This is a genomic window from Iodidimonas muriae (assembly GCF_014647255.1).
In the GTDB taxonomy this organism is placed as follows: Bacteria; Pseudomonadota; Alphaproteobacteria; order Sphingomonadales; family Rhodothalassiaceae; genus Iodidimonas; species Iodidimonas muriae.
Window position 1 is genome coordinate 222,589 of record NZ_BMOV01000004.1, and the last position, 21,598, is coordinate 244,186.

The following is a 21,598-nucleotide window of genomic DNA, read 5'->3' on the forward strand; positions in this document are numbered from 1 at the left end:
GCCGACACCCCTTAAAGGTAAGCGGGATGGGGGCAAAGGTGAAGTCAGATGATTTTCACATTGTCGTCAGACAGTTTAGGTGGAGTATCACGAAATCCCCACCTTGTTTTCAGCCTGACGGTCCCGCATTTTACGGGTCCGGCCTTAGCCGGCGTTGCATCGAAGATGTCTCGCGGCTACAGTCCGCGACCATTTAATGGAATTTTGTAACCAGTATAGCACAGGGGGTCCTTATGGTGACCAACGCAGGTGGTGTTGCCGGCGATATCCTTCGGTCTTTCATCGAGCGCATTGAGCGGCTCGAAGAAGAAAAAAAAGGGATCGCGGATGATATCAAGGATGTTTATGCAGAAGCCAAATCATCTGGCTTCGAACCCAAAATCATGCGCCAAGTGGTCCGTATTCGCAAAATGGAAAGCCATGAGCGGGAAGAGCAGGAAGCCTTGCTCGATGTTTATATGCATGCCCTTGAAGGACATAGCGGTGGCCCGGCGGAAGCTGCCGAGGACTAATTGTTTCCAAAACGTGCACCAATATAGTTTCAGGCGCTGATTTCGGGAAGGCTTTGATGGATGAACTGCCGCAAATCCGGCGGCAGGCGTGACGCCAGTCCATTGAGCTTTTTCGGATCGCCACTGGTTAAAAGCCGTAAATGGCCGCTGCCCGATATATCCATTTCCGGGTGGCGGGCCAAATATCCCTCCAAAGCTGTGGCCACCATATGGGGCTGGGTGAATATCTCCACCGTTCGGGGCAGGGCCTTGCGGAACTGGTCGATCGCAAAGGGATAATGGGTGCAGGCAAGGGCAACGCTGTCGATGGCAGCGGCCCCTTTTTGCGCGACGAGCTCGGCCACATAGCCATCCACCAGATTCTGGATGTCTGCATCGGGAAGATGGGCTTCGATGGCATCGGCAAGACCCGGACAGGCTTGCTGGAATACGGTGATTTCAGGCGCCCGTTGAGAGATTTCCAGAACAAAGGCCCGGGAGGCCACAGTGCGCGGTGTGGCGAAAATGGCAATGCTGCGGCCTTTGCGATGGGGCGGGGTGCTGGCCGGTGTTTTTATGGCCCAGTCCTGTCCGGTGATGGTTTCCACCAAGGGAACATGCACACCCAAAACACGCGCCTGCGGCGCATGGCGTAAAAGCCAGCCCTGTTGCAAGGGGCGCAAGGCAACGGCGGCCGCCGTGTTGCAGGCAATCACGATCAGGCGGCACCCCTGATCCAGTAAAAATTCAATCGCCTGTTGGGTGAAGGCCGCTACTTCTTTGGCATCGCGGCTGCCATAAGGGGCGCGGGCGTGATCGCCAAAATACAAGAAATCTCTATGGGGAAAGGCTTGGCGCAGGGCTTTGAGAACCGTCAGGCCACCGGAGCCGGAATCGAAAATACCGATCACGCCATCTTACTCATTGCTGGTCCCACATTATGCTTCATAACCGGATATCGTTAAAATCAGCGTTTCATCTGTGGTAGCTTATGAATAAAAGCGGCGCAAATAAGAGTGGGCTTTATCGAGCAAGAACGGCCATGAAAATTTTTCAGGCGCGGGCTTGTTTGGCTTTGGGGCTCAGGCCCAGTTCATCCAGTCGGCGATATAGGGTTGATCGCCCGATGCCCAAACGCCGGGCCACTTCGGATAACCGCCCGTCATAGCGCTGGATCGCCGCTTGGATGGCTTCGGCTTCGATATCGGCAAGGGTGCGAAAATCGCCATCTTCGGTTATCAATGGCAAACAGGGGGTGGGATCCTCATGGGAGCCGGATGTTTCCACAAGACCGGAAGGCGGGGCCGTATGCTTTGGTGCGATTTGTGGAAAGTCTTCCACTTCCAGTTTTGGGCCATCACTCATCACCACCGCGCGGAACACGGCATTCTGCAATTGCCGGATATTACCCGGCCATGGATAGCGGCGCAGCATGATGGTGGCGCTTTTCGACAAGGTTTTGGGCTCAATGCCTTCGGTTAAGGCAATGATTTGAGCGAAATGCTGCGCCAGTTGGGGGATATCGTCGGCGCGGTCTTTAAGGCTTGGAATGGTCAGGGGAAAGACATTCAGGCGATAAAACAGATCTTCGCGGACGATCCCCTTGGAAACCAGATCGGCCATATTGCGGTTGGTGGCAGAAATCAGCCGGATATCCACTGGCACAGTTTGGCCGCCTCCGATGGGGTCCACTTCATTTTCTTGCAAAACGCGTAGCAGCTTTACCTGAATATCGTGTGGCAATTCACCGACTTCATCCAGAAACAGGGTGCCACCAGAGGCATCTTGAAATTTGCCGATATGGCGTTCTACGGCTCCGGTGAAGGCTCCTTTTTCATGGCCGAACAGGATGCTTTCCACCAGATTTTCCGGAATGGCCCCGCAATTCACCGCCACAAAGGGCTTGCCCGCCCGGTCCGAGCTTTCATGAATGGCCCGGGCGAACATCTCCTTGCCAACGCCTGACGCCCCTTCAATGAGCACGGGAATAGAGGTTTTGGCCGCTTTTTTTGCCAGCCGCACCACGCTTTTAAGGGCGTCGCTTTCACCGATCAGGTCGTCAAAGCCGGGATGGGCCTGTTCGGTGGCCCGCATGGGGGCCAATTCGCCGGTCATGGCCACATGGGACAGGGCGCTGTCGATGGCCGTGCGAATGCGCTCGGCGCTGGCGGGCTTCACCAGAAAATCGCTGGCACCGGCTTTCATCGCCTGAACAATGCGGGTTACACCGGAATGAGCGGTCAGCACGATCACCGGCAGGTTCGGTTTATGCGGTTTTAATTTTTCCAGCAATTCAAGTCCAGACAGGCCCGGCATTTGCAAATCAAGCAAAAGACACGACACCGCCGGGAGATCCTGATCGAGCAAGCGCGTCAAGGCGTCTTGCCCATCGGGGGCCGTTTCCACCCTATGACCGGCGCGGGTGATCATCCCCGACAGCAAATGGCGTTGTGTTGGCTCGTCATCAACAACGAGAATAAGATGCGGTGCGTGGATCATAGTGGGCCTGATACCTGATTGGCCAGCCGGTTGAACCGACAGGCACTGTTCTCTTTTTTGTATCATTACGGGACAAGCGTTAAGAAACCGCGAAAAATAGGGGGAAATGAACGGGTTTTCCTCTGTGCGATCAGGCCGCTGCCTTGCGCTGGACGCTCGGCACCCACATCTGTTGCAAGGGCGGTGTCCTGCGCCCCTTATGCCGGTTCCCGATTTGCAAGAGGAATATGAGCGGATTATGCCCAAAGATAGGCCTGACAACAGCGAATCGAACAGGCTGGGCGGGCGTTTGCGCCGCTATGCCCGTGTCGGTGGCTCTGTAGGTGGATTGGCGGTGCGTTTGGCCGGGGATCGGCTGGTGGGGCGCTCCACCGATCAACAAGTTCTGGCCGAAGATTTGCGCACAGCCCTTGGCACCTTGAAGGGGCCAGTGATGAAGATCGCGCAGATCTTGTCCACCATTCCCGATGCCTTGCCCGCGACTTTTGCTGCGGAACTTTCGCAATTACAAGCGGCGGCCCCTTCCATGGGACGGCAATTTGTGAAACGCCGCATGCGTTCGGAACTGGGGCCGGATTGGCAGGAGAATTTCGCGGAATTTTCTTTAGAAGCCTCTGCCGCGGCGTCTTTGGGGCAGGTGCATCGCGCGCGGGCCCATGATGGAACGGCACTGGCCATCAAGCTGCAATATCCCGATATGTCCAGCACGGTGGAAGCGGATCTGAATCAGCTTGATGTGTTATTGTCGCTATACCGCCGCTATGACAGCTCCATCGATACCCGCCAGATCCGCATGGAACTGGCCGAACGCCTGCGTGAAGAGTTGGATTATCGCCGTGAAGCCAAGCATATGCGGCTTTATCAGCATATGCTGCATGGTGAAATGTCGGTGCATGTGCCGCCTCCTTATCCCGACCTTGGCACCGGACGGCTTTTGACCATGGGCTGGCTGGAAGGGCGCGGCTTGTTGCAGTTCAAAGATGCGGATCAGGACACCCGCAACCGGCTTGCCATCAATTTATTCCGGGCATGGTATGTGCCGTTCCACCGCTTCGGAGTGATCCACGGGGACCCGCATCTGGGCAATTATACCGCCGCGCCTGATCTTTCTATCAATTTGCTGGATTTTGGCTGTGTACGGGTATTCCCCCCGACATTTGTGGGGGGCGTGATCGATTTGTATCGGGCCTTGCGTGATGGAGATCGCGATCTGGCCGCCCATGCCTATGAGACATGGGGGTTCAAGGATTTGTCCAATGAACTGATCGATGTGCTCAATATCTGGGCTTCTTTTCTTTATGCCCCCTTGATGGAAGATCGTCCACGCCTGATCAATTCCGCCACGGAACCGGGGCAATATGGGGCGCAAACGGCGGCAAAGGTGCACCGGCGTTTAAAGGAACTGGGGCCGATCACGCCGCCGAGGGAATTTGTCTTTATGGATCGGGCGGCCATTGGCCTTGGCGGTGTGTTTTTGCATCTGCAGGCGGAAGTGAACTGGTACCGTCTGTTTCAGGGTATTATCGACGATTTTTCTGTGTCCGCTTTGGAGAAAAGGCAAAGCGATGCCCTTGCTTATGCAGGGCTGGTGGAGCGGGCCTAAGCATCACGCCCCCTAATGACATAGTCCTTATGAGAAATATTATGTCTTTTGCTGCGCAATAAAAATTGCATTTTGTGCATGTGAATAGCTTTTGCTATGGTCTTGTTGTCGTCTTTACCAAGGATCATCTGATGGAGGGAGTGATGGCTGTAATTCCCGAGGATTATCAACATGATAAAGAAGTGCAATTTAGCCGGTTCGGCAATTTTCTGTTTTGGCTTGCTGTGGGCCATCTTTGCATTCTCGCGCTGATGGCGTTGTTTCTTTTGTGATCTGTTGATGGGCCACATGACCGGGGGGCTTGGCTGAATCATCTTCCGGCCCCATATGGCCGGGCCGGGCGGTGGGTGACGTGCTTTAACACAACAAGGAGTTTGCGTGCTGTGACAAGGAAGATCGCTGTCGTTAAGGAAACCACCATCGATGAAGGCCGTGTGGCCGCAACCCCTGAAACCGTAAAAAAGCTGATCGCTTTGGGCTTTGATGTGCATGTGGAAACAGGCGCAGGGGCCGCAGCTTCATTTGTGGATGAAGCCTTTACTGATGCCGGCGCAAAGATCGCTGAAACACGCGGCGCAGTGCTGGACGGGGCGGATGTGATTTTGAGTGTGCGCGGACTGGAAGCGGATTCCCTGTCCGGTGTGAAGGCGGGGGCTTTGATGCTGGGGCTTTTGAATCCTTATGGTGATAAAGCGCGGATCGAAGCCTATGCCAAGGCCGGGCTATCGGCCGTTTCTTTGGAGATGGTGCCACGCATCACGCGGGCGCAAGCGATGGATGTGTTGTCCTCGCAGGCCAATCTGGCGGGCTATAAGGCCGTATTGGAAGCGGCGCATGTCTTTACGCGGGCCTTTCCCATGATGATGACCGCCGCAGGCACCATCGCACCGGCACGGGTGCTGGTGATGGGGGCCGGGGTTGCCGGTTTGCAAGCCATTGCCACGGCGCGGCGGTTGGGCGGCATTGTTTCCGCCACCGATGTGCGCCTTGCCGCCAAGGAACAGGTGGAAAGCTTGGGCGGGAAGTTCGTGATGGTCGAAGATGACGAAGCCAAAACAGCAGAAACAGAAGGCGGATATGCCAAGGAAATGAGCGACGCCTATAAGCAGAAGCAGGCGGCGCTGATTGCCGAAACCATCAAGAAGCAGGATATTGTCATCACCACAGCCCTGATTCCGGGCCGTCCGGCCCCGAAACTGGTGACAGCCCAGATGCTGGCCAGCATGAAACCGGGATCGGTGGTGGTGGATCTGGCGGTGGAGCAAGGCGGGAACTGCGCTGGCTCCAGGCCCGGTGAAACCGTTCGCGTGGGCGGTGTTTCCATTATCGGGCATCGTAATATGCCGTCTCTTGTGGCGACAGATGCTTCCATGCTGTTTGCCAAAAATCTGCTCAACTATCTGACACCGCTTGTGGACAAGGAAACAGGGGCGCTGACCCTTGATCTTGAAGACGAGATCATTGCGGCATCTTTGGTGACGCAAAACGGTGCCATCATTCATCCGCAAATCAATTCTGCCGCCTAAGAGGGGACTATCAGATGCACGAGATCGCCATGATGGCGGCCGCGGGGGCAAGCGCCGCGACTGCCAGCCCGATCCTTCAACAGCTTTCCATTTTCGTGCTGGCGGTATTCGTCGGCTATTATGTGGTGTGGAGCGTTACACCGGCCCTCCACACGCCTTTGATGAGCGTCACCAATGCCATTTCCTCGGTGATTATCGTGGGGGCCATCATCGCCGTTGGCGGTGAAGGGACAAATATCGCCACATGGTTGGGGCTGGTGGCCATTGCCTTGGCATCGGTCAATATCTTCGGGGGCTTTGCCGTTACGGCGCGCATGCTGTCCATGTACAAGAAAAAAGAAAAGAAATGAGGGTGGGCAGATGAACCAACAATTCATTGATATTACGGCTGCGGCTTATCTGGTTGCGGCGGTTCTGTTCATCATGGCTTTGCGCGGATTGTCCAATCCGGAAACGTCGCGACAGGGCAATGTATTCGGCATGCTGGGCATGTTGATTGCGGTGGCAGCCACCATCGCCCGCCCCGATGTGTTTGAATTTGGCCTGCTGCCTGTTTTGGGGGCCATCGCTGTGGGCGGCGGGGTTGGTCTTGTGATCGCCCGGCGTATTTCCATGACGGCCATGCCGCAACTTGTGGCGGCGTTCCATAGCCTTGTGGGTTTGGCTGCGGTGATGGTGGCGGGCGCGGCTTTCGTCAATCCCAGCGCTTTTGGCATTGTGGATATGGCCAGCGACCTTTTGGCCCGCGCCACCGGCAATGGGCATGGCGATATTTTTCTGGCAAGCCGCATTGAAATGAGCCTTGGCGTGGCCATCGGGGCCATCACATTTTCCGGCTCGGTGATCGCATTTTTGAAGCTGCAAGGGGTGATGTCCGGTGCCCCCATCACGCTGCCCATGCGGCATGGGATCAATCTGGTGATCGGGCTGGCGATCCTTGGCGGTCTTGTGGCCTTTTCCATGGATCAAACGGCGTCGGTTTTGGGTATCCATGTGTTCTGGTGGATGACGGCTCTCAGCTTCCTGATCGGCTTCTTGCTGATTATCCCCATTGGCGGGGCGGATATGCCGGTGGTGGTTTCCATGCTCAACAGTTATTCCGGTTGGGCGGCCGCTGGCATTGGCTTTACTCTGGGCAATAATGCACTGATCGTCACCGGCGCGCTGGTGGGCTCGTCGGGGGCAATCCTGAGCTATATTATGTGTAAGGGCATGAACCGCTCGTTTATCTCGGTGATCGCCGGAGGCTTTGGTGGCGATGATGCGGGAGGGATCAAGGGCGCACGGCCTGATCGTCCGGTAAAGTCCGGCTCGGCGGAAGATGCGGCCTTTATCATGAAAAACGCGGGCACCGTGCTGATCGTGCCGGGCTATGGCATGGCGGTGGCGCAAGCTCAACATGCCTTGCGGGAAATGGCCGATGTTTTGAAAGCCGAAGGGGTGACGGTAAAATATGCCATTCATCCGGTGGCAGGCCGTATGCCGGGGCATATGAATGTTTTGCTGGCGGAAGCCAATGTCCCTTATGACGAGGTGTTCGAGCTTGAGGATATCAATAATGATTTCCAGACTGCCGATGTGGCCTTTGTGATCGGGGCCAATGATGTGACCAACCCCATCGCCAAAACCGATCCTTCAAGCCCTATTTTCGGCATGCCGATTTTGGATGTGGAAAAGGCAAAGACGGTGTTGTTCGTGAAACGTTCATTGGGGGCGGGCTATGCAGGTGTGGATAACGAGCTGTTCTGGCGTGAAAACACCATGATGCTGTTTGCCGATGCCAAAAAAATGGTCGAGGACATCGTGAAAGCGTTGAACTGATACCGTCAAAGGGTTGAACGGATTTTGGGCGGCTGACGCGCCTGGAAAAGCAGGAAAGGCCCGATGGATATTCTCCGTCGGGCTTTTTCATTTTGTCCGTTTTCATAGGCGATGCGCTATCTGCCCGTATTCTTTTTAAAGGTGCTTTAGGGCGCTATCTGCCTCCGCAGCGCTTATTTGCAAAAAGAAACAAAGAAAATGAAAGAAGGGGCTTGCGAGAAGGGCGATGCCTCGTTTATACGATCCCTCCCGAAGGCCTGCCCCAACAGGCTATTGCGGTAGATGCTGCATTTGATATATCGGGCGCGTAGCTCAGTGGGAGAGCACTACGTTGACATCGTAGGGGTCGCAAGTTCAATCCTTGCCGCGCCCACCATTTTTTGTAGAGAATACGGCATGTTAGTTTTTCTTTCGATAAGGCATGACGTGGATCGTACCCCCATCTCGGGTGCAACTCGGGTGTAAAGGCAACTTCGACGTTGTAGCGATCTCGTTGAGAAAGTCGCTCAGCGCTGGCGTTACAGTTCCAAGGTATTCGGGATCGAAGGACGCGTAGATATCCGTGGACGATGGGTTCCGGTGGCCCAACCAGCCTTCAAGATCCCATTTGTCGACCCCGCGTCTCCGCATCTCGGAGGCGACGGTATAGCGGATCGTTTTTGGCACCCAATCTTCCGGAAACTCGAGTTCGCGGCGCGCTCGTCGCCAGGCAGTCTTGATCGAGCTTACAGGGCGGCCTCTCCACTCCACTAACCAGCCGTCGCGCTCCAGCCATGGCTTGAATACGGGAACAATAGGGATAGTGGGTCGAAATTTCTTGGTCTGCTTCCTACCTTTGGGATTTAAAGAGAGGCGCATGGAGGACAGGTTCACCTGTTCGCGATCCGGGTCAGAAGAAATGTCTAATACGGCTTCCGGCCGAGCGATGGTGCATAAGGCACCTACGATGTATGCTTGCAGGGTTTTACGCCTCGGATGTGCCGCGTAGCGTAATAATTCAGCGAGCGCGTCCACGGACATTCGTGCCGAGCGCGGTCCTTCTTTTTCATTCTTGGGGACACCAGGAATGTGGGGAGCGGACTTTATAATCTTGTTTTTCCATGCGCGGTTTACGGCAGCTCTGAGGTCTGCAATATTGCGGTCAATTGATTGCATAGTTCGAAAGTGACCGTTGTTGAGTGGACGCATTTTCATCCAATTTATGAATCGAGTCACCATCGGAGCGGATAGGTCATCCACTGACGTTAATGCCGAACCTTGGCCCTCGATGTGCCGCCAAAATTCGAACCAGTGATTCCGACTGGAGGCAATCTGTTGAGCGCTGGGTAGCAAGGCGCCATGTTCTTGAAAATATATGTTGAACACATCACGGACACTGACAGTGGTAGGATCTGCATTCTCTGGGCGTCGGTTGAGAAGCCACTGCTCATCTAAGCGGTTTTTCGCTTCTTGGAGGTCGGATGTGCCAGTCGTTCGGCGGCGGCTCTTTCGCGATCCGGGGTCATACCAGAAAATGAGCCAGTTTGGATTATCTGGTTCGCGGTCAAGCCAGTATTGCCCGACCTGGTAGACTCGTTTCCTCTTTTGAGATTTTGACATCGCACCTTCTCCTTCAAGATATCGTTTTTAACTTTCGAAACCAATTCGAGGACGCCTATTTTTGTAAGAAGAGTAAGCTCAGTCTGATTCAGACGGAGACCTTTATCGAGATGCACAGCACGCGTCAGTTTGTTATCCAGCTGTATTATTTCTTCCGCTGAATCGATCATTGCTCTGGCTCCGCATTCGCAGCTGCATCTGCGAGCTTCGATCCAGCCCAGCCGCTGTCGCTAAACTCATGTGTATGATGCTTATGCTTATTCACGAATCATCTCGCCTCTAACTCTGATGGACATGATTCAAGAATTTCACACAATGATGAAAACGGGATCCATTTTTTTATTTTTATTTTTTAGAAGAAGGTGGGGGGAGACTTGTGCCTTTAAGAAAGCGGGCGCAATCTTGTTTTCAGCATCAATTATAGATGTGCGATAAACCCTCATGCACATCAAACCATAGGGCAAATTACAGCTATAATTCGCGGTGATATTGAAGAAGACACCCATACCCGGCGCCTTGACTTCAATAGGGTTTATTTTGGTCGGCATAGAAGTGGGGTGTTTCTACAGCTCATTTTAATGAGGCACTTGCCGCGCTTCAGTTTCACTGGTGTGAGAAGGCATTCGCCCAGTCAATATTCTGCTGTCGCTGGCTCAATAAGATTTAAGAGGGTGTCCCTATCCGACTGTTTTGGTGGGGAAACCAGCCTTATGGCTTTTATCCGCGGGTATGCAGGGACGGCCTTGACAAGATTCATACAATCATGACCTCGAAGCTTATTCGTGAGCGCCGATTGAGCCGAGGGGTTTTATATCGTTTTTGGGCAGTTAAAGATTCAGCTTGATCGTTCGCAGCTTCGGGTGCTGCTTTCCACTTTGTTTTCATTCGTTGAATGGAAAAGCCGTCAACGTTGGCACCAATCAGCTTTTGCCATTTTTCAATTAAGGAAATACGGCACCGCGCAATTCCTCTCTGTACCAATTATCCAAACATGGCGGCGCTTTGCTGTGTCGGCAGGATTGGTGGTGCCTGGGTCCATGTGCTGATGGCGGACATTCTAAGTCGTGATGGCATAAAACGGACAGGTTTTTTACCGACGAGGCTCTCCGGCCTTCCCCAACACCCCAACACCCCAACACCCCAACCACCCCAACCACTTTGGCGCCCATAAGGGCGACGGAAACCAACAGACTTAATAAGCCAAACCAATACCGGCGGGGAGAGGCCCAATCGGTCGTTTGCATTGGTGGTCGGGTGGGAAAGGGAAGGTTGGTTAAATATCGCTACCCAGTGAATTGAGGATTGTGAACCATACCCGGATTGGCAGTGGCCAGAGAGCTGGTGCGCCGACTGAGGTCGTCGACAAGCTGAAGGCGCTTGAGCGGAAGAACAGGGAGCTTTGGCAAGCCAGCGAGATCCTCAGGAAAGCGACGGCCTTCTTTGCAAGCCGGAAGTGAAGCGCTTTGCTTTCATTCATGCTTGGAAGAAGGTCTGGCCGATTGAACAGTTGTGTCGGGTGTTGAAGGTGGAGACGTTCTTCAAATCCCTGAAGGCCGCGCTATTCCAATATATCAACGGCTTCTACAATCCGCGCCGTCGGCATTCAGCATTGGGCTGGAAAAGCCCCTTGGCTTTCGAAAGAAAGGCCGCTTAAATGAGCCTCAAGGCCGGAATCAAACCGTGACAGGTCCACCTGGTCTGGGTGCTGGCCGTGCGCTCGACGGAGAGTTCGGCCGTCACGTGATAAACGTTGTTCGACGGCGTATCCCAATCGATGTAGCGGAACGAATAGGACTTGGAGTCCCCCTGGATCGTCTTGGTGATGGTCGTGCCGAGGACGAGGGTGTCGTAGATGTCCTGGTTGGTCCCGCGCAGGCCCTTTTGCCGGTCAGGCGTGGGTTTCAGCCGGCGAATGGCCTCATGCGCATCCTCGAGGTCAAACGGATACGGTCCGCGCCGCCCAGTTAATAAGCCCCGCCTTGCTCAAGGTCGGATTGTCCAGAGGGACGAGAGGAATGACGCTCCCGTCATGGCGAGTGGCAAAGAAACGATTTTCAGGGGTTCTCCCCGCGAGAACCACAACCACCAAGCCGAGGATGGTGACACCTTCCAGAAGGACCACCTTCTGGAGCAATCTATATCCATCCCGATAGAAAGCGTTTCGGGAGAGGATCGTTTTAACTGCATTTTTCCTTTGAGCCATACTCAGATTCCTTTGAGGAGAGACTTATATCCCCGTTACCTTTTATATCCACTGTTACTTCTATCTGTTACTTCTATCTTATTAATATATATATATAATTTAAAGATAAGTAACATAAGTAACGGTGGTAACGCAAAATAAGACCTATAAAGAGAAAAAAAGGATTATGAATTTCATATAATATTTTTTTATTTATATATATATATGTATTTCGCGTTATCACCGTCACCACCGTTACCCCCGTTGTTTTTAAAGGGAAAACCAGTAACTAGCGGGGATAACCCTAGTTACTTCGTTGTTTTTAAAGGATTTTTTGAAAAATTCCAACATTTTTTAAAACTTTCTTGCTCGTTTGAAGAACATAATTACCCTGAATACTCTCTTAAAGAGCTTCATAACCATATATAAACTTATTAGGTGCGGCCATAATTCACAATTTCCTTACGTTATTTAGTAGAAATTCTGGTTTTCGGAAGTGTCGATCACCAGATGCAGGGGGAGCTTGACGGCCCTTGATTTTGATCCCGGACCAAAATGTTGTGTCCCACCAGCCTCAGCCCCGTCAATTCGAGATAGAAGGATGTTCCATTTGGACATCCAATCTGTATCGCTAAGGATCTTCTTCAGGTTCGGATGTGTGTTGGAAATGAAAAAGCAGTCCTTCGAGATGTCCACCTTTATCCCGTTTCTCTTGAGAAGGGATTGGGCATCCCCTTCCAGAACAATGTCGCTGACCCCGGAGGCGGCAGAGATCAACTCGGCAACACTCAATGTTTTCGAGCCGGAATTCGATGTTTCGACCCTCAACTGGACAGCAAGCAGATAATCAAGAAGGGCAATCTCGTCCCGTTGGCTTTCCCCAGGAAGATAGGCACCAAATTGGCTCCGCTGTTCCTCAATGAACTCTCGGGCCTGATCATAGTTGATAACCGTATCATCAACGAGCGACCAGGCACCAGCCAGCATAGGGCCCAACTGATCACCATTTCTCTGGCTGCCAAGGACAGATGCGGCAGCCGTGGCAAAAACCTCTGCATTTTTCCTGATCACCGGGATTAGAGAGATTGTTCTGGAAAACAAGCCCTCACAGTTTTCTCTGGTAATCGTATTGGATACCTGTTTTTTAAGCTCCGCAAAATTGGCCTGCCCCCATTAAGTGGTCCATTTGTTAAGTTAGGACTTGTCCACTATTGCCATCCAGTTGCAGCGGCTGGAGCGTAGCGTAAGCCATAGCAACTGGATGGGGCAAGATTGTTTCCGGTGCCGGTGGTTTATATCCCAACGAGCTGTGCGGTCTGATAGTGTTGTAATGCCGCCGCCAGCGCTCGACCAAGATCGTTGCCTCCTTCATGCTGTAAAATATCTCCGCATTTAAAAGCTCGTCCATGAGCTTGCTGTTAAAGCTTTCATTGTAGCCATTCTCCCACGGGCTTCCCGGCTCGATATAAAGCGTCTTCGCGCCAACCCGGCCCAGCCAGTCCCTGACGGCATGGGCCGTAAACTCCGCGCCGTTATCGGAGCGGATATGATCCGGCACACCGCGCTGCGTAAACAACCCGGTGAGTGTATGAAGTACATCATCCGATTTGAGCGTCCGGGCCGTCGTAATTGCCAGACACTCGCGCGTGTATTCATCGATCACGGTCAGCTTGCCAATAACGTGATCCACGCACCGCCTGCGGCGACCAGGGCTTAGAAGTTTCCCTCGGCGGCTTCTTTGAGAATGAGCTTGTCCAGCGTCAGCTCTGCAACGGCTTTCTTCAGCCGCACGTTCTCACGCTCCAGCTCCTTGAGTTTGCGGGCCTGGCTTGTTTGCATCCCGCCATACTGGTTACGCCAGCGATAATAGGTCTGCTCGGCCACGCCAAGCTGGCGCACGGCCTCACCAACCGTGCGACCCTGACTCAACAAGACCTCGGCCTCACGAAGTTTCGAAATAATCTGTTCTGGTGTGTAACGTCTTTGACGACCCATGTGATTTCTCCTTATTCACGGTCACGAATAAGCCAAAATCCTCTCTCTAAAAACGGGCCACTTTTCGGGGGGGCAGACCACGCCGCGGAAAACACCCTCCAGACCGGCCAGACATGTGCCACCAATATCGGCGATCGAGGCATGAAAATTATTATGTTTGAGTTTGGATTCAAAGAGATGGTCGTACCAGTGGGTCTCGTTGGAATCATGGTTGCCATAAATCCAGTGGACGGCGATTCCCTTATCCAGAAACTCGGCAAGTTCCTTGTCCAGTGGCTGTTCCAGTTCCATATCGCCGACCGGCACGATGGCCTGGATCTCAATACCTCTCTCCAGTTGCCGCCGGATCTGTTGGCGAATGTCCGCCCACCTGCCATGGGGATCGCCAATGAATGCAATGACAGCCTGTGTCATATAAAATCACCCTTCTTATAAAGATTGCCGTGCCAAGTTTGGCTTTCCTGGTCGAGCGAATTGGAGCTGCTGAAATGCCATGCTTAAATGATGCGGCCCTCTCTGAAGCGGTGCCGTCCATCGCGGGGCCATGTCGAGATCGGCTATGCCCCTCAACCGCGCTTCTAGTTTGGCATTGGCATGCCATTGCTGCCAATTTTTACGGAGGAGTTCGGGGGAAGAATGATCGATCATGGCGAAGGCCAGCTTTGTGGCCCGTCTAGGCTCGCTTCTGAGCAATAACCAGTCATATCCTCGGGTTGCATCATAGCCAAAGGACAAGCCAAAGACTTTTTTGGTGAGGGGATGCTCCAGCACAGTATTCAGGCGCGAAAACAGGTCTGTGGCAGAAGGCAATGCGAGGGGCATCTGAATCTGCTTATGTCGGGCAACCCATCGGGCCGTCACGGCTATATGCGGTGCTAATGGACAAAATTGTTGGTTCTTATGACGTGCATCGCGAAGAAGCCCATCCCAAGCCGTTGTTGTAATTCCGAAGAGGTAACGCCAGGTCTCGACAGGGATTTCAAATCCCATATTTGAGCGGAGCTCAATGAATGCCCCGATGGTGACATAATGTTGGTCAGTGAGCATCGGACGTCTCCAATACGGTTTGATAGGAATTTTCCAGGTCTGTGAGGGCAGTGGTTGTCTGACGAGAGGTTATTGCCGGCAACGGAATGGTGTTTGCGTGGCGGAAGATATAGCCATGGATGTTCGGATCGGAGAGGCCGGAATAGGGCAGAACAATGCAATATGTGACCGCGGATTCCAGCAGGGCATGGATTTTTCGCCCATCCGTTGCCCCCACTTCGCAGGCAATCGAGATCTTATCGTTTACGGCGAAGAGATCTGGAATGGCCGTGCCAGTTGAGACCGTGAGACGATGTTCTAAACAAATGCGGCTTTTGGGGGCCAGAGCCATGGCAAGCAACCGGGCGTATAGCTTCAGGAGAGCATGACTTGAGCTTTCCCAACGGCATGGCCCATCGCCAAGAAAATCTGGCAGATCGCGGGCGTGCAAGGCAGGAGGAAGGGGCGCGTATAAATCATCGACAGACAGGTGCCCGCGCTCCAAACTGGCGGCAAGCAGCTTTATGTCGGCCCCTGACCGCGGCGTTCCGGTGCGGGTCATATGAAGTGCATGGGTAAGGAATTGTGTCGGGCGGGCTTTCAACATTCTGGAGGGGAGCACCCTGCCTAGACCACGTCGACGACCGAAAGACCGTAAAGGGAGTGATAATTGCATTGTAATAAGCCTTGCTCTCTTTTAAACAAAATAACGATATCATATAAATTGTATTAGGTTGATGAAAATGTCAAGCAAATCTTATGACATCATAGAAATATTTTCGTCTCATCTATGTCGGGCGGCGCGTGGACTGCTTGGCTGGAGCCAAGCGGAGCTTGCCGACCGGGCGCATGTGGGGCGCTCGACGCTTGCGGATTTCGAACGGGGTCGTCGGGTTCCTATCCGTAACAATATCGTTGCGATCGTTACGGCGTTAGAGGATGGTGGGGTGTTGTTTATCGGGCCGGATTCCGCTGGCAAGGAAGGGGTTCGCCTGCGAAAGAAGTGAAAAATCCCGGCAGCTTGGTGTTAAGCGTGCGCTACCTGGTCCAAAGGAAAAATCTCTAGCTTGTTTACTCTGAATGCAAGGTCGTCACTATTTGATCGACGATTGAAATCGCTATCCCAAGATTATTGGCAGACACCCGCGAGAGCGGTTGCTATGAGGGCTTGACTCTTTTGGTTATAGAACAAATCATGAACATATGAGAGTCGAGCAATCAAAGAAGCAGAAAAAGCAGAGCCGGGCCGCCACGCTTGCGGACCTTCGGGGGCAGCTTGGGCAGAGCACTGCGGACGCGTTAAAGGACAGTGCTTGGTCTTTGGGTGTTGCAAGCTTTGATGCCGCTCTGGGTGGATTGGCGCTAGGCGTGGTGCATGAAGTGGTGCCGCAAGATGTTTTGAATGTCGGGGCGGCGGCCGGTTTTGTGGGGGCCTTGGCGCTCAGGCGATTGGCGGGAGAAGCAACGGGTCCGGTTTTCTGGTGCGCACGCCATGATGGATTGTTCGAGGCAGGAGCCCTGTCGGGGCGAGGATTGGTGAATATGGGCGCCGATCCAAGCCGTTTCCTGCTGGCATCAGGGCGCCGTGATGAGGATGTGCTGTGGGCTTTGGAAGAGGCCCTGCGCTCTGGTGCGGTCGCACTGGCGGTAGGTGAGGTGGCGTCAGCAAGTCTTGTAGCCACCCGTCGTCTTTCCCTGGCAGCGCGAGACCATGGGGTGCCGGCCGTGCTTTTACGCACCGAACGCGGGCTTGGCCCTTCAGCGGCAAGAACCCGATGGCGTGTCGCGGCCGCCCAAAGCCGCCCTCCGCCTTTTGCGCCCACTGCGCCTGGCCGGCCTTGCTGGCAGGTGGCGCTGGTGAAAGGGTGGCGGGAGCAGCCCGTGTCCCGCATTTTGGAATGGGATCATGAGACGCGTTGTTTCCTTGATATTGCTGGATTGGCCGATCACTTGCCTGAAACGCACTCAGGTGGCGCGGTCCTGCCCTTCTTGTGCACCGGATGAAACGCCCTTGGCGCTGACATTGGCCGGGCCGCGCGGCCTACGGCTTTATGCCTGTAATCCGGCAGCAAAGGCAGCAGGGCTGCACAATGGGATGGCCTTTGCCGATGCCCGGGCCATGGTGCCAATGCTTGTCACCCAACCCGCCGACCTCAAGGGCGATGCGGCAGCTTTGTCCCACCTCACCCGGTGGTGTGGCCGTTGGAGCCCGTGGGTGCGGATGGATGGCGAGGACGGCATCTGGATTGATGCTTCTGGCTGCGCGCATCTTTTTGGCGGAGAGGTTGCCATGCTCAAAGATATTCAGACACGGCTCAGGGCAATGGGGATCAAGGCACGCCTTGCCATGGCCGACACACCGGGCGCCGCTTGGGCGGCAGCCCGATATGGACAGGCGCGGATCATCCTTTCCGGCGAAGCCCGCCGGGCCTTGGCCTCTTTTCCAGTGGCGGCGCTTCGGATCAAGGAAGAAGCAGCGGCGAGCTTGCGGCGGCTGGGGTTAAAACGCATCGGGGATCTTTATGATCTGCCGCGCGCCATGCTTGCCCAAAGATTCGGGCCGGGTGGAGCGAAGGCCGTCGCCGCCGTGCTGCACCGGCTTGATCAGGCATTGGGACAGGTTTTTGAGCCCATTGATCCGGTGATGCCGGTACCTCTTTGGCGCGTGCGGTTGCCGCTTGTTGAGCCGCTTATGGACATCAATGCGCTGATGGGACTTGTCGCGCCTTTGCTTGAGGATTTAGCGGCCCGTCTTATGGCAGAGGAAAAGGGGGTGCGGCGGCTTTCGCTCACCGCTTTTCGCTGTGACGGCAGCAGCGAGCGGCTGATCGTGGGCACATATGCGCCAAGCCGCGATCCGGCCCATATGGCGCGGCTGTTCCAGGAGAAAGTGGGGAGCATCGACCCCGGCTTCGGCATTGATTGCCTTGTGGTCGCAGCGGAAGTGGTAGCCCCTCTTGATGCGGCGCAGACCGACTTTGATGGACAGGCTGCAGGGGTGCTGGCGCTTTCAGAGCTTATTGATCGGCTGGCTCTGCGATTGGGTAAGGGGCATGTGGGCCATGCGCGGCCCTTCGAAAGTCATATTCCGGAACGCGCTGAACAACGTGTAACAGGATATGGTGAGACAACATGGACAAACGCTATGCACCCATCTGGCGTACCGCCCGCGCCAACGCGGCCCTTGCGATTATTGCCCCGCCCGGAGCCGGTGGAGGTGGTGGCTGAAGTGCCCGAGGGACCGCCGCTGGTTTTTCGCTGGCGGCGGGTGCAGTGCCGGGTTGCCCGGTCACAAGGCCCTGAACGTGTGGCCCCGGAATGGTGGCGTGTGGCGGGGGAGGAGGCTCGGATACGGGATTATTATCGGGTGGAAGATGATGCGGGCCGGCGTTACTGGCTGTTCCGCGCCGGACTTTATGAGGAAACTACGGACGAAGGTCCGTGTCGCTGGTTTCTTCATGGCCTGTTCGCATGAAGGACGCGGTGATGTCTTATGCCGAACTGCAGGTGACCAGCAACTTCTCGTTCCTTGAAGGGGGCTCGCACCCCGATGAACTGGTGCAGCAGGCCAAAGCGCTGCGATTGGATGCCATCGCGCTGACTGACCGCAACAGTTTGGCCGGTATCGTGCGGGCCCATGCGACGGCGCAGGCGGCCGCGATGCGCTTCATTGTCGGTTGTCGGCTTGATTTGGTGGGAGGCGTGAGCTTTCTCGCCTATCCCACAGACAGGGCCTCTTATGGTCGGCTGTCGAGGCTTCTGACTCTTGGCAAAAGGCGCGCAGAGAAGGGCGGGTGCATCTTATCGCTTAACGATCTTTATGCTTATGCCGAGGGTCTGGTCCTTGTTTTTGTGCCGCCGCAATCCTTTGATCATCAGGTGCTGATCCATAACCTGTCGGACATGCGCCGTGCTCTTTCCAGCCGGCTTTATCTGGCCGCCAGCCACAGCTATCACGGTGACGATGCGGCCCGAATTAACAGGCTGGCGGATGTGGCGAGGCATGCCAAAACACCGCTGCTCGCTACGGGCAATGTGCTGTATCATGTCGCTCATCGGCGGCCTTTGCAGGATGTGCTGAATTGCATCCGGGACAAATGCACCATCGAGCATGCCGGCTTCAAGCTGGAGAAAAACGCCGAACGACATCTCAAGACACCCGCTGAAATGGCACGGCTTTTCAAGGGCCATGAGGATGCATTGGCCCGGACAATGGAGGTTGCACAGGCCTGTCAATTCTCCTTGGAGGAACTGCGTTATAATTATCCCGGCGAACCGGTGCCGCCGGGACAATCAGCACAGCAACATCTGGAGACGCTGGCTGAAGAAGGCGCGGCGCGGCGGTATCCAGATGGGGTGCCTCAAAAAGTACGGACGATGATCGCAGCCGAACTGGAGCTGATCGCCAAACTGCGCTATGCGCCTTACTTCCTCACTGTTCATGACATCGTGCATTGGGCGCGGGGACAGGGAATTCTGTGCCAAGGACGGGGATCTGCGGCCAATTCCGCCGTGTGTTATTGCCTGTTCATCACCTCCGTCAATCCGGCCACCAGCGATCTATTGTTTGAGCGGTTTATTTCTGCTGAGCGCGCCGAGCCACCTGATATTGATGTGGACTTCGAGCATGAGCGGCGCGAAGAGGTGATGCAATATATCTATGCCCGCTACGGTCGGGCCCGAGCTGGAATTGCGGCTACCGTCATCAGTTATCGCGCCCGCTCTGCCGTGCGCGAGGTCGGCAAGGTGATGGGCTTGACAGAGGATGTCACCGCCGCTCTTGCCGGCACCGTCTGGGGCTGGTCGTCTGATGGCATTCCTGATGACCGGGTACGTGAAGCCGGGCTCGATCCCACGGACCGTAGGCTACAGCAAACGCTGGCACTAACTGCTGAACTGATCGGCTTTCCCCGTCATCTTTCGCAACATGTGGGCGGCTTTGTACTGACCGAGGATCCGCTCGAGGAACTGGTGCCCATTGGCAATGCGGCGATGCAAGACCGCACCTTCATCGAATGGGACAAGGATGACCTGGATACGCTGGGCATGTTGAAGATCGACGTGCTGTCCCTTGGTATGCTGACAGCGATCCGTAAATGCTTTGATCTTATCGCCCGACATGACGGGCGGCGGTTGGCCCTTGGGGATTTCTATCCCATGGACGACACAGCCACCTTTGATATGCTGTGTCGGGGCGACAGTATCGGTGTCTTTCAGGTGGAAAGCCGGGCGCAGATGAACATGCTACCGCGCCTCAAGCCGCGATGTTTTTATGATCTGGTGATCGAGGTGTCTATTGTTCGCCCCGGTCCCATCCAAGGGGACATGGTACATCCCTATCTGCGTCGCCGTGATGGGCTTGAAGCCGTGGACTATCCCGCGCCCGCGCCAGACCATGGCCCTTCCGATGAATTGAAGAAGGTTCTGGGCCGCACCCTTGGCGTGCCGTTGTTTCAAGAGCAGGCGATGAAAATCGCCATGGTCGCGGCGGCCTTTTCAGGCGAAGAAGCCAATCAGTTGCGCCGTGCCATGGCCACCTTCCGCCATGTGGGCACCATCCATGCGTTTGAGGATAAGCTGGTCGAAGGCATGGTGGCACGCGGCTATGATGCTGATTTTGCGCGCCGTTGTTTCAAGCAGATCGAGGGGTTTGGAGAATATGGCTTTCCTGAATCCCATGCCGCCAGCTTCGCCCTGCTGGTTTATGTTTCGGCGTTTCTCAAATGTCATTATCCGGCGGCCTTTGCCTGTGCCCTTTTGAACTCCCAACCCATGGGCTTTTATGCCCCCGCCCAGATCGTCCGCGACGCCCGCGAGCATGGGGTGGTGGTGCGTGCTGTTGATGTTAATCACTCCCATTGGAACTGCACATTGGAAGGTGGGGCGCTGCGATTGGGGATGCGGCAGGTGAAGGGGCTTTTGAAAGCCGAGATAGAGAAAATCGTCCTGCAGCGCGGGGCTGGTTATGAGGATCTTGCTGATCTCAAAGCGCGTAGTGGTGCACGCCTTGCCACCATCGAGCGCTTGGCCGAGGCCGATGCCTTCCGCTCCATGGGGTTTGATCGCCGTCAGGCTTTATGGCAGTCAAAGGCATTGCCGCGCATGCCAGCGCTTCCTCTGTTTGCCCATGCTGAGGCGCGAGAAACAGGGCCGGAAGCACATGTGGCTCTGCCGGATATGCCTCTTTGTGAGCATGTGGTGGAGGATTATCAGAGCCTGCGACTATCGCTCAAAGCCCACCCGTTGCATTTTTTACGTCCGTTGCTCGACGAAGCGGGTTGCACACCGCTTGCCTGTCTTCGGCAAGTAAAAGATGGTGACCGCATCATGGTGGCAGGCATTGTGCTTGTCCGCCAACGCCCTGGAACCGCCAAGGGGGTAGTGTTCCTGACACTGGAGGATGAAAGCGGGGTTGGCAATGTGGTGGTGTGGAAAAAAGTGATGGAGCGGTTCCGCCCCGAAATCATGGGGGCGCGCCTTCTGAAGGTGAAAGGCCGGATCGAGCGGGAGGGGGACATCGTTCATCTGGTGGCGCACCGGATGGATGATTGCTCGGACCAGTTGCTGTTGTTGTCAGAAAGCCCGGATATGCTGGATGTGCCCATATGCAAGGCCGATGAAATAAAGTACGGCAGTGCCGATCCCATTGAAGGCGACCTGCATCCCTCCCGATTGCGCGCTGGCCGTCTATCCAAACACCGCCCCGTCCGTCATCCCCGCAATGTTCGCGATCTGGTGCCTAAAAGCCGCGACTTTCATTGACGGGGGTATTTTATCTTTATGGACACCTAGGTTCAGGACTCATTAAAGCCACCAAATTACGATAGCAGCAATACAGATTGCAGAAAAAAATGTA

Annotated in this window: 19 protein-coding genes, 1 tRNA gene and 2 pseudogenes; 11 read left to right on the plus strand and 11 right to left on the minus strand. The window is 54.9% G+C overall.

The genetic code is table 11. From position 1 onward, the window contains the following. Positions 1 to 233: 233 nt before the first annotated feature. On the plus strand, positions 234 to 512 hold the full coding sequence (locus tag IEX96_RS07800; RefSeq protein ID WP_188873742.1) for a DUF2312 domain-containing protein: 279 nt from the start codon (positions 234 to 236) through the stop codon (positions 510 to 512). A gap of 29 nt (positions 513 to 541) precedes the next feature. On the opposite strand, the gene IEX96_RS07805 is transcribed toward IEX96_RS07800, so the two are convergent. Next, the gene (locus tag IEX96_RS07805) at positions 542 to 1,402 is read right to left on the minus strand and encodes a glutamate racemase (protein WP_150005224.1); all 861 of its coding nucleotides are present in this window, start codon (positions 1,400 to 1,402) and stop codon (positions 542 to 544) included. Positions 1,403 to 1,544: 142 nt separating this feature from the next. Further along, positions 1,545 to 2,990, minus strand: coding sequence for a sigma-54-dependent transcriptional regulator (locus tag IEX96_RS07810; RefSeq protein ID WP_150005223.1), 1,446 nt, complete (start codon positions 2,988 to 2,990; stop codon positions 1,545 to 1,547). 238 nt (positions 2,991 to 3,228) lie between these two features. Between IEX96_RS07810 and IEX96_RS07815 the strand changes: the two genes are divergently transcribed. Further along, complete coding sequence (locus IEX96_RS07815) at positions 3,229 to 4,593, plus strand: ABC1 kinase family protein (RefSeq protein WP_150005222.1); 1,365 nt, start codon at positions 3,229 to 3,231, stop codon at positions 4,591 to 4,593. Here the strand turns inward: IEX96_RS07815 and IEX96_RS07820 are convergent. After that, complete coding sequence (locus IEX96_RS07820; RefSeq protein WP_150005221.1) at positions 4,590 to 4,907, minus strand: hypothetical protein; 318 nt, start codon at positions 4,905 to 4,907, stop codon at positions 4,590 to 4,592. The genes IEX96_RS07815 and IEX96_RS07820 overlap by 4 nt on opposite strands. Before the next feature lie 69 nt (positions 4,908 to 4,976). On the opposite strand from IEX96_RS07820, the gene IEX96_RS07825 reads away from it, so the two are divergent. The 4 genes from IEX96_RS07825 to IEX96_RS07840 all read left to right on the plus strand — a co-directional run bounded on the left by IEX96_RS07825 (position 4,977) and on the right by IEX96_RS07840 (position 8,316). Continuing rightward, entirely contained in the window at positions 4,977 to 6,119 is a 1,143-nt protein-coding gene (locus IEX96_RS07825) for a Re/Si-specific NAD(P)(+) transhydrogenase subunit alpha (protein ID WP_150005220.1), read from the plus strand. 29 nt (positions 6,120 to 6,148) lie between these two features. After that, on the plus strand, positions 6,149 to 6,469 hold the full coding sequence (locus tag IEX96_RS07830) for an NAD(P) transhydrogenase subunit alpha part 2 (protein ID WP_371863757.1): 321 nt from the start codon (positions 6,149 to 6,151) through the stop codon (positions 6,467 to 6,469). A 10-nt stretch (positions 6,470 to 6,479) separates the two neighbouring features. Beyond that, a complete protein-coding gene (locus tag IEX96_RS07835; protein WP_150005219.1) occupies positions 6,480 to 7,940 on the plus strand; it encodes an NAD(P)(+) transhydrogenase (Re/Si-specific) subunit beta in 1,461 nt (486 codons plus the stop codon). Between the two features lie 301 nt (positions 7,941 to 8,241). Beyond that, positions 8,242 to 8,316 (plus strand) — tRNA-Val (locus IEX96_RS07840). Positions 8,317 to 8,339: 23 nt separating this feature from the next. Here IEX96_RS07840 and IEX96_RS07845 read toward each other — a convergent pair. Next, complete coding sequence (locus IEX96_RS07845) at positions 8,340 to 9,539, minus strand: site-specific integrase (RefSeq protein WP_150005218.1); 1,200 nt, start codon at positions 9,537 to 9,539, stop codon at positions 8,340 to 8,342. A gap of 1,525 nt (positions 9,540 to 11,064) precedes the next feature. Here IEX96_RS07845 and IEX96_RS14285 point away from each other — a divergent pair. Beyond that, positions 11,065 to 11,193 (plus strand): annotated as a pseudogene (locus tag IEX96_RS14285) (IS3 family transposase); the annotation flags it as partial. Here the strand turns inward: IEX96_RS14285 and IEX96_RS14290 are convergent. From IEX96_RS14290 to IEX96_RS07880, 7 genes and pseudogenes are all read right to left on the minus strand, one after another. Next, positions 11,190 to 11,453 carry a type I restriction endonuclease gene (locus tag IEX96_RS14290; protein ID WP_373293760.1) on the minus strand — a complete coding sequence of 88 codons (264 nt, stop codon included), beginning with the start codon at positions 11,451 to 11,453 and terminating at the stop codon, positions 11,190 to 11,192. The pseudogene IEX96_RS14285 and the gene IEX96_RS14290 sit on opposite strands and share 4 nt — an antisense overlap. Before the next feature lie 22 nt (positions 11,454 to 11,475). Then, positions 11,476 to 11,742, minus strand: a complete 267-nt coding sequence (locus IEX96_RS07855) for a DotI/IcmL/TraM family protein (RefSeq protein WP_150005216.1) — start codon at positions 11,740 to 11,742, stop codon at positions 11,476 to 11,478. A gap of 450 nt (positions 11,743 to 12,192) precedes the next feature. Beyond that, positions 12,193 to 12,822: a hypothetical protein gene (locus IEX96_RS07860; protein WP_150006472.1), complete on the minus strand. Its 630-nt coding sequence runs from the start codon at positions 12,820 to 12,822 to the stop codon at positions 12,193 to 12,195. Between the two features lie 88 nt (positions 12,823 to 12,910). Continuing rightward, positions 12,911 to 13,716 (minus strand): annotated as a pseudogene (locus tag IEX96_RS07865) (integrase core domain-containing protein). A gap of 21 nt (positions 13,717 to 13,737) precedes the next feature. Beyond that, the gene (locus tag IEX96_RS07870) at positions 13,738 to 14,130 is read right to left on the minus strand and encodes a metallophosphoesterase (protein WP_188873743.1); all 393 of its coding nucleotides are present in this window, start codon (positions 14,128 to 14,130) and stop codon (positions 13,738 to 13,740) included. A 15-nt stretch (positions 14,131 to 14,145) separates the two neighbouring features. Further along, the gene (locus IEX96_RS07875) at positions 14,146 to 14,763 is read right to left on the minus strand and encodes a hypothetical protein (protein WP_150006410.1); all 618 of its coding nucleotides are present in this window, start codon (positions 14,761 to 14,763) and stop codon (positions 14,146 to 14,148) included. After that, positions 14,753 to 15,304 carry a hypothetical protein gene (locus IEX96_RS07880; protein WP_150006411.1) on the minus strand — a complete coding sequence of 184 codons (552 nt, stop codon included), beginning with the start codon at positions 15,302 to 15,304 and terminating at the stop codon, positions 14,753 to 14,755. Before IEX96_RS07880 ends, IEX96_RS07875 begins: the two co-directional genes overlap by 11 nt. 181 nt (positions 15,305 to 15,485) lie before the next feature. Between IEX96_RS07880 and IEX96_RS07885 the strand changes: the two genes are divergently transcribed. From IEX96_RS07885 to IEX96_RS07900, 4 genes are all read left to right on the plus strand, one after another. Further along, complete coding sequence (locus IEX96_RS07885) at positions 15,486 to 15,749, plus strand: helix-turn-helix domain-containing protein (RefSeq protein ID WP_150006412.1); 264 nt, start codon at positions 15,486 to 15,488, stop codon at positions 15,747 to 15,749. 196 nt (positions 15,750 to 15,945) lie between these two features. Continuing rightward, positions 15,946 to 16,746, plus strand: coding sequence for an ImuA family protein (locus IEX96_RS07890; RefSeq protein WP_188873744.1), 801 nt, complete (start codon positions 15,946 to 15,948; stop codon positions 16,744 to 16,746). Continuing rightward, positions 16,649 to 18,217 carry a Y-family DNA polymerase gene (locus IEX96_RS07895; protein WP_150006415.1) on the plus strand — a complete coding sequence of 523 codons (1,569 nt, stop codon included), beginning with the start codon at positions 16,649 to 16,651 and terminating at the stop codon, positions 18,215 to 18,217. Before IEX96_RS07890 ends, IEX96_RS07895 begins: the two co-directional genes overlap by 98 nt. A gap of 11 nt (positions 18,218 to 18,228) precedes the next feature. Beyond that, the gene (locus tag IEX96_RS07900) at positions 18,229 to 21,504 is read left to right on the plus strand and encodes an error-prone DNA polymerase (protein WP_188873745.1); all 3,276 of its coding nucleotides are present in this window, start codon (positions 18,229 to 18,231) and stop codon (positions 21,502 to 21,504) included. Positions 21,505 to 21,598 lie beyond the last annotated feature (94 nt).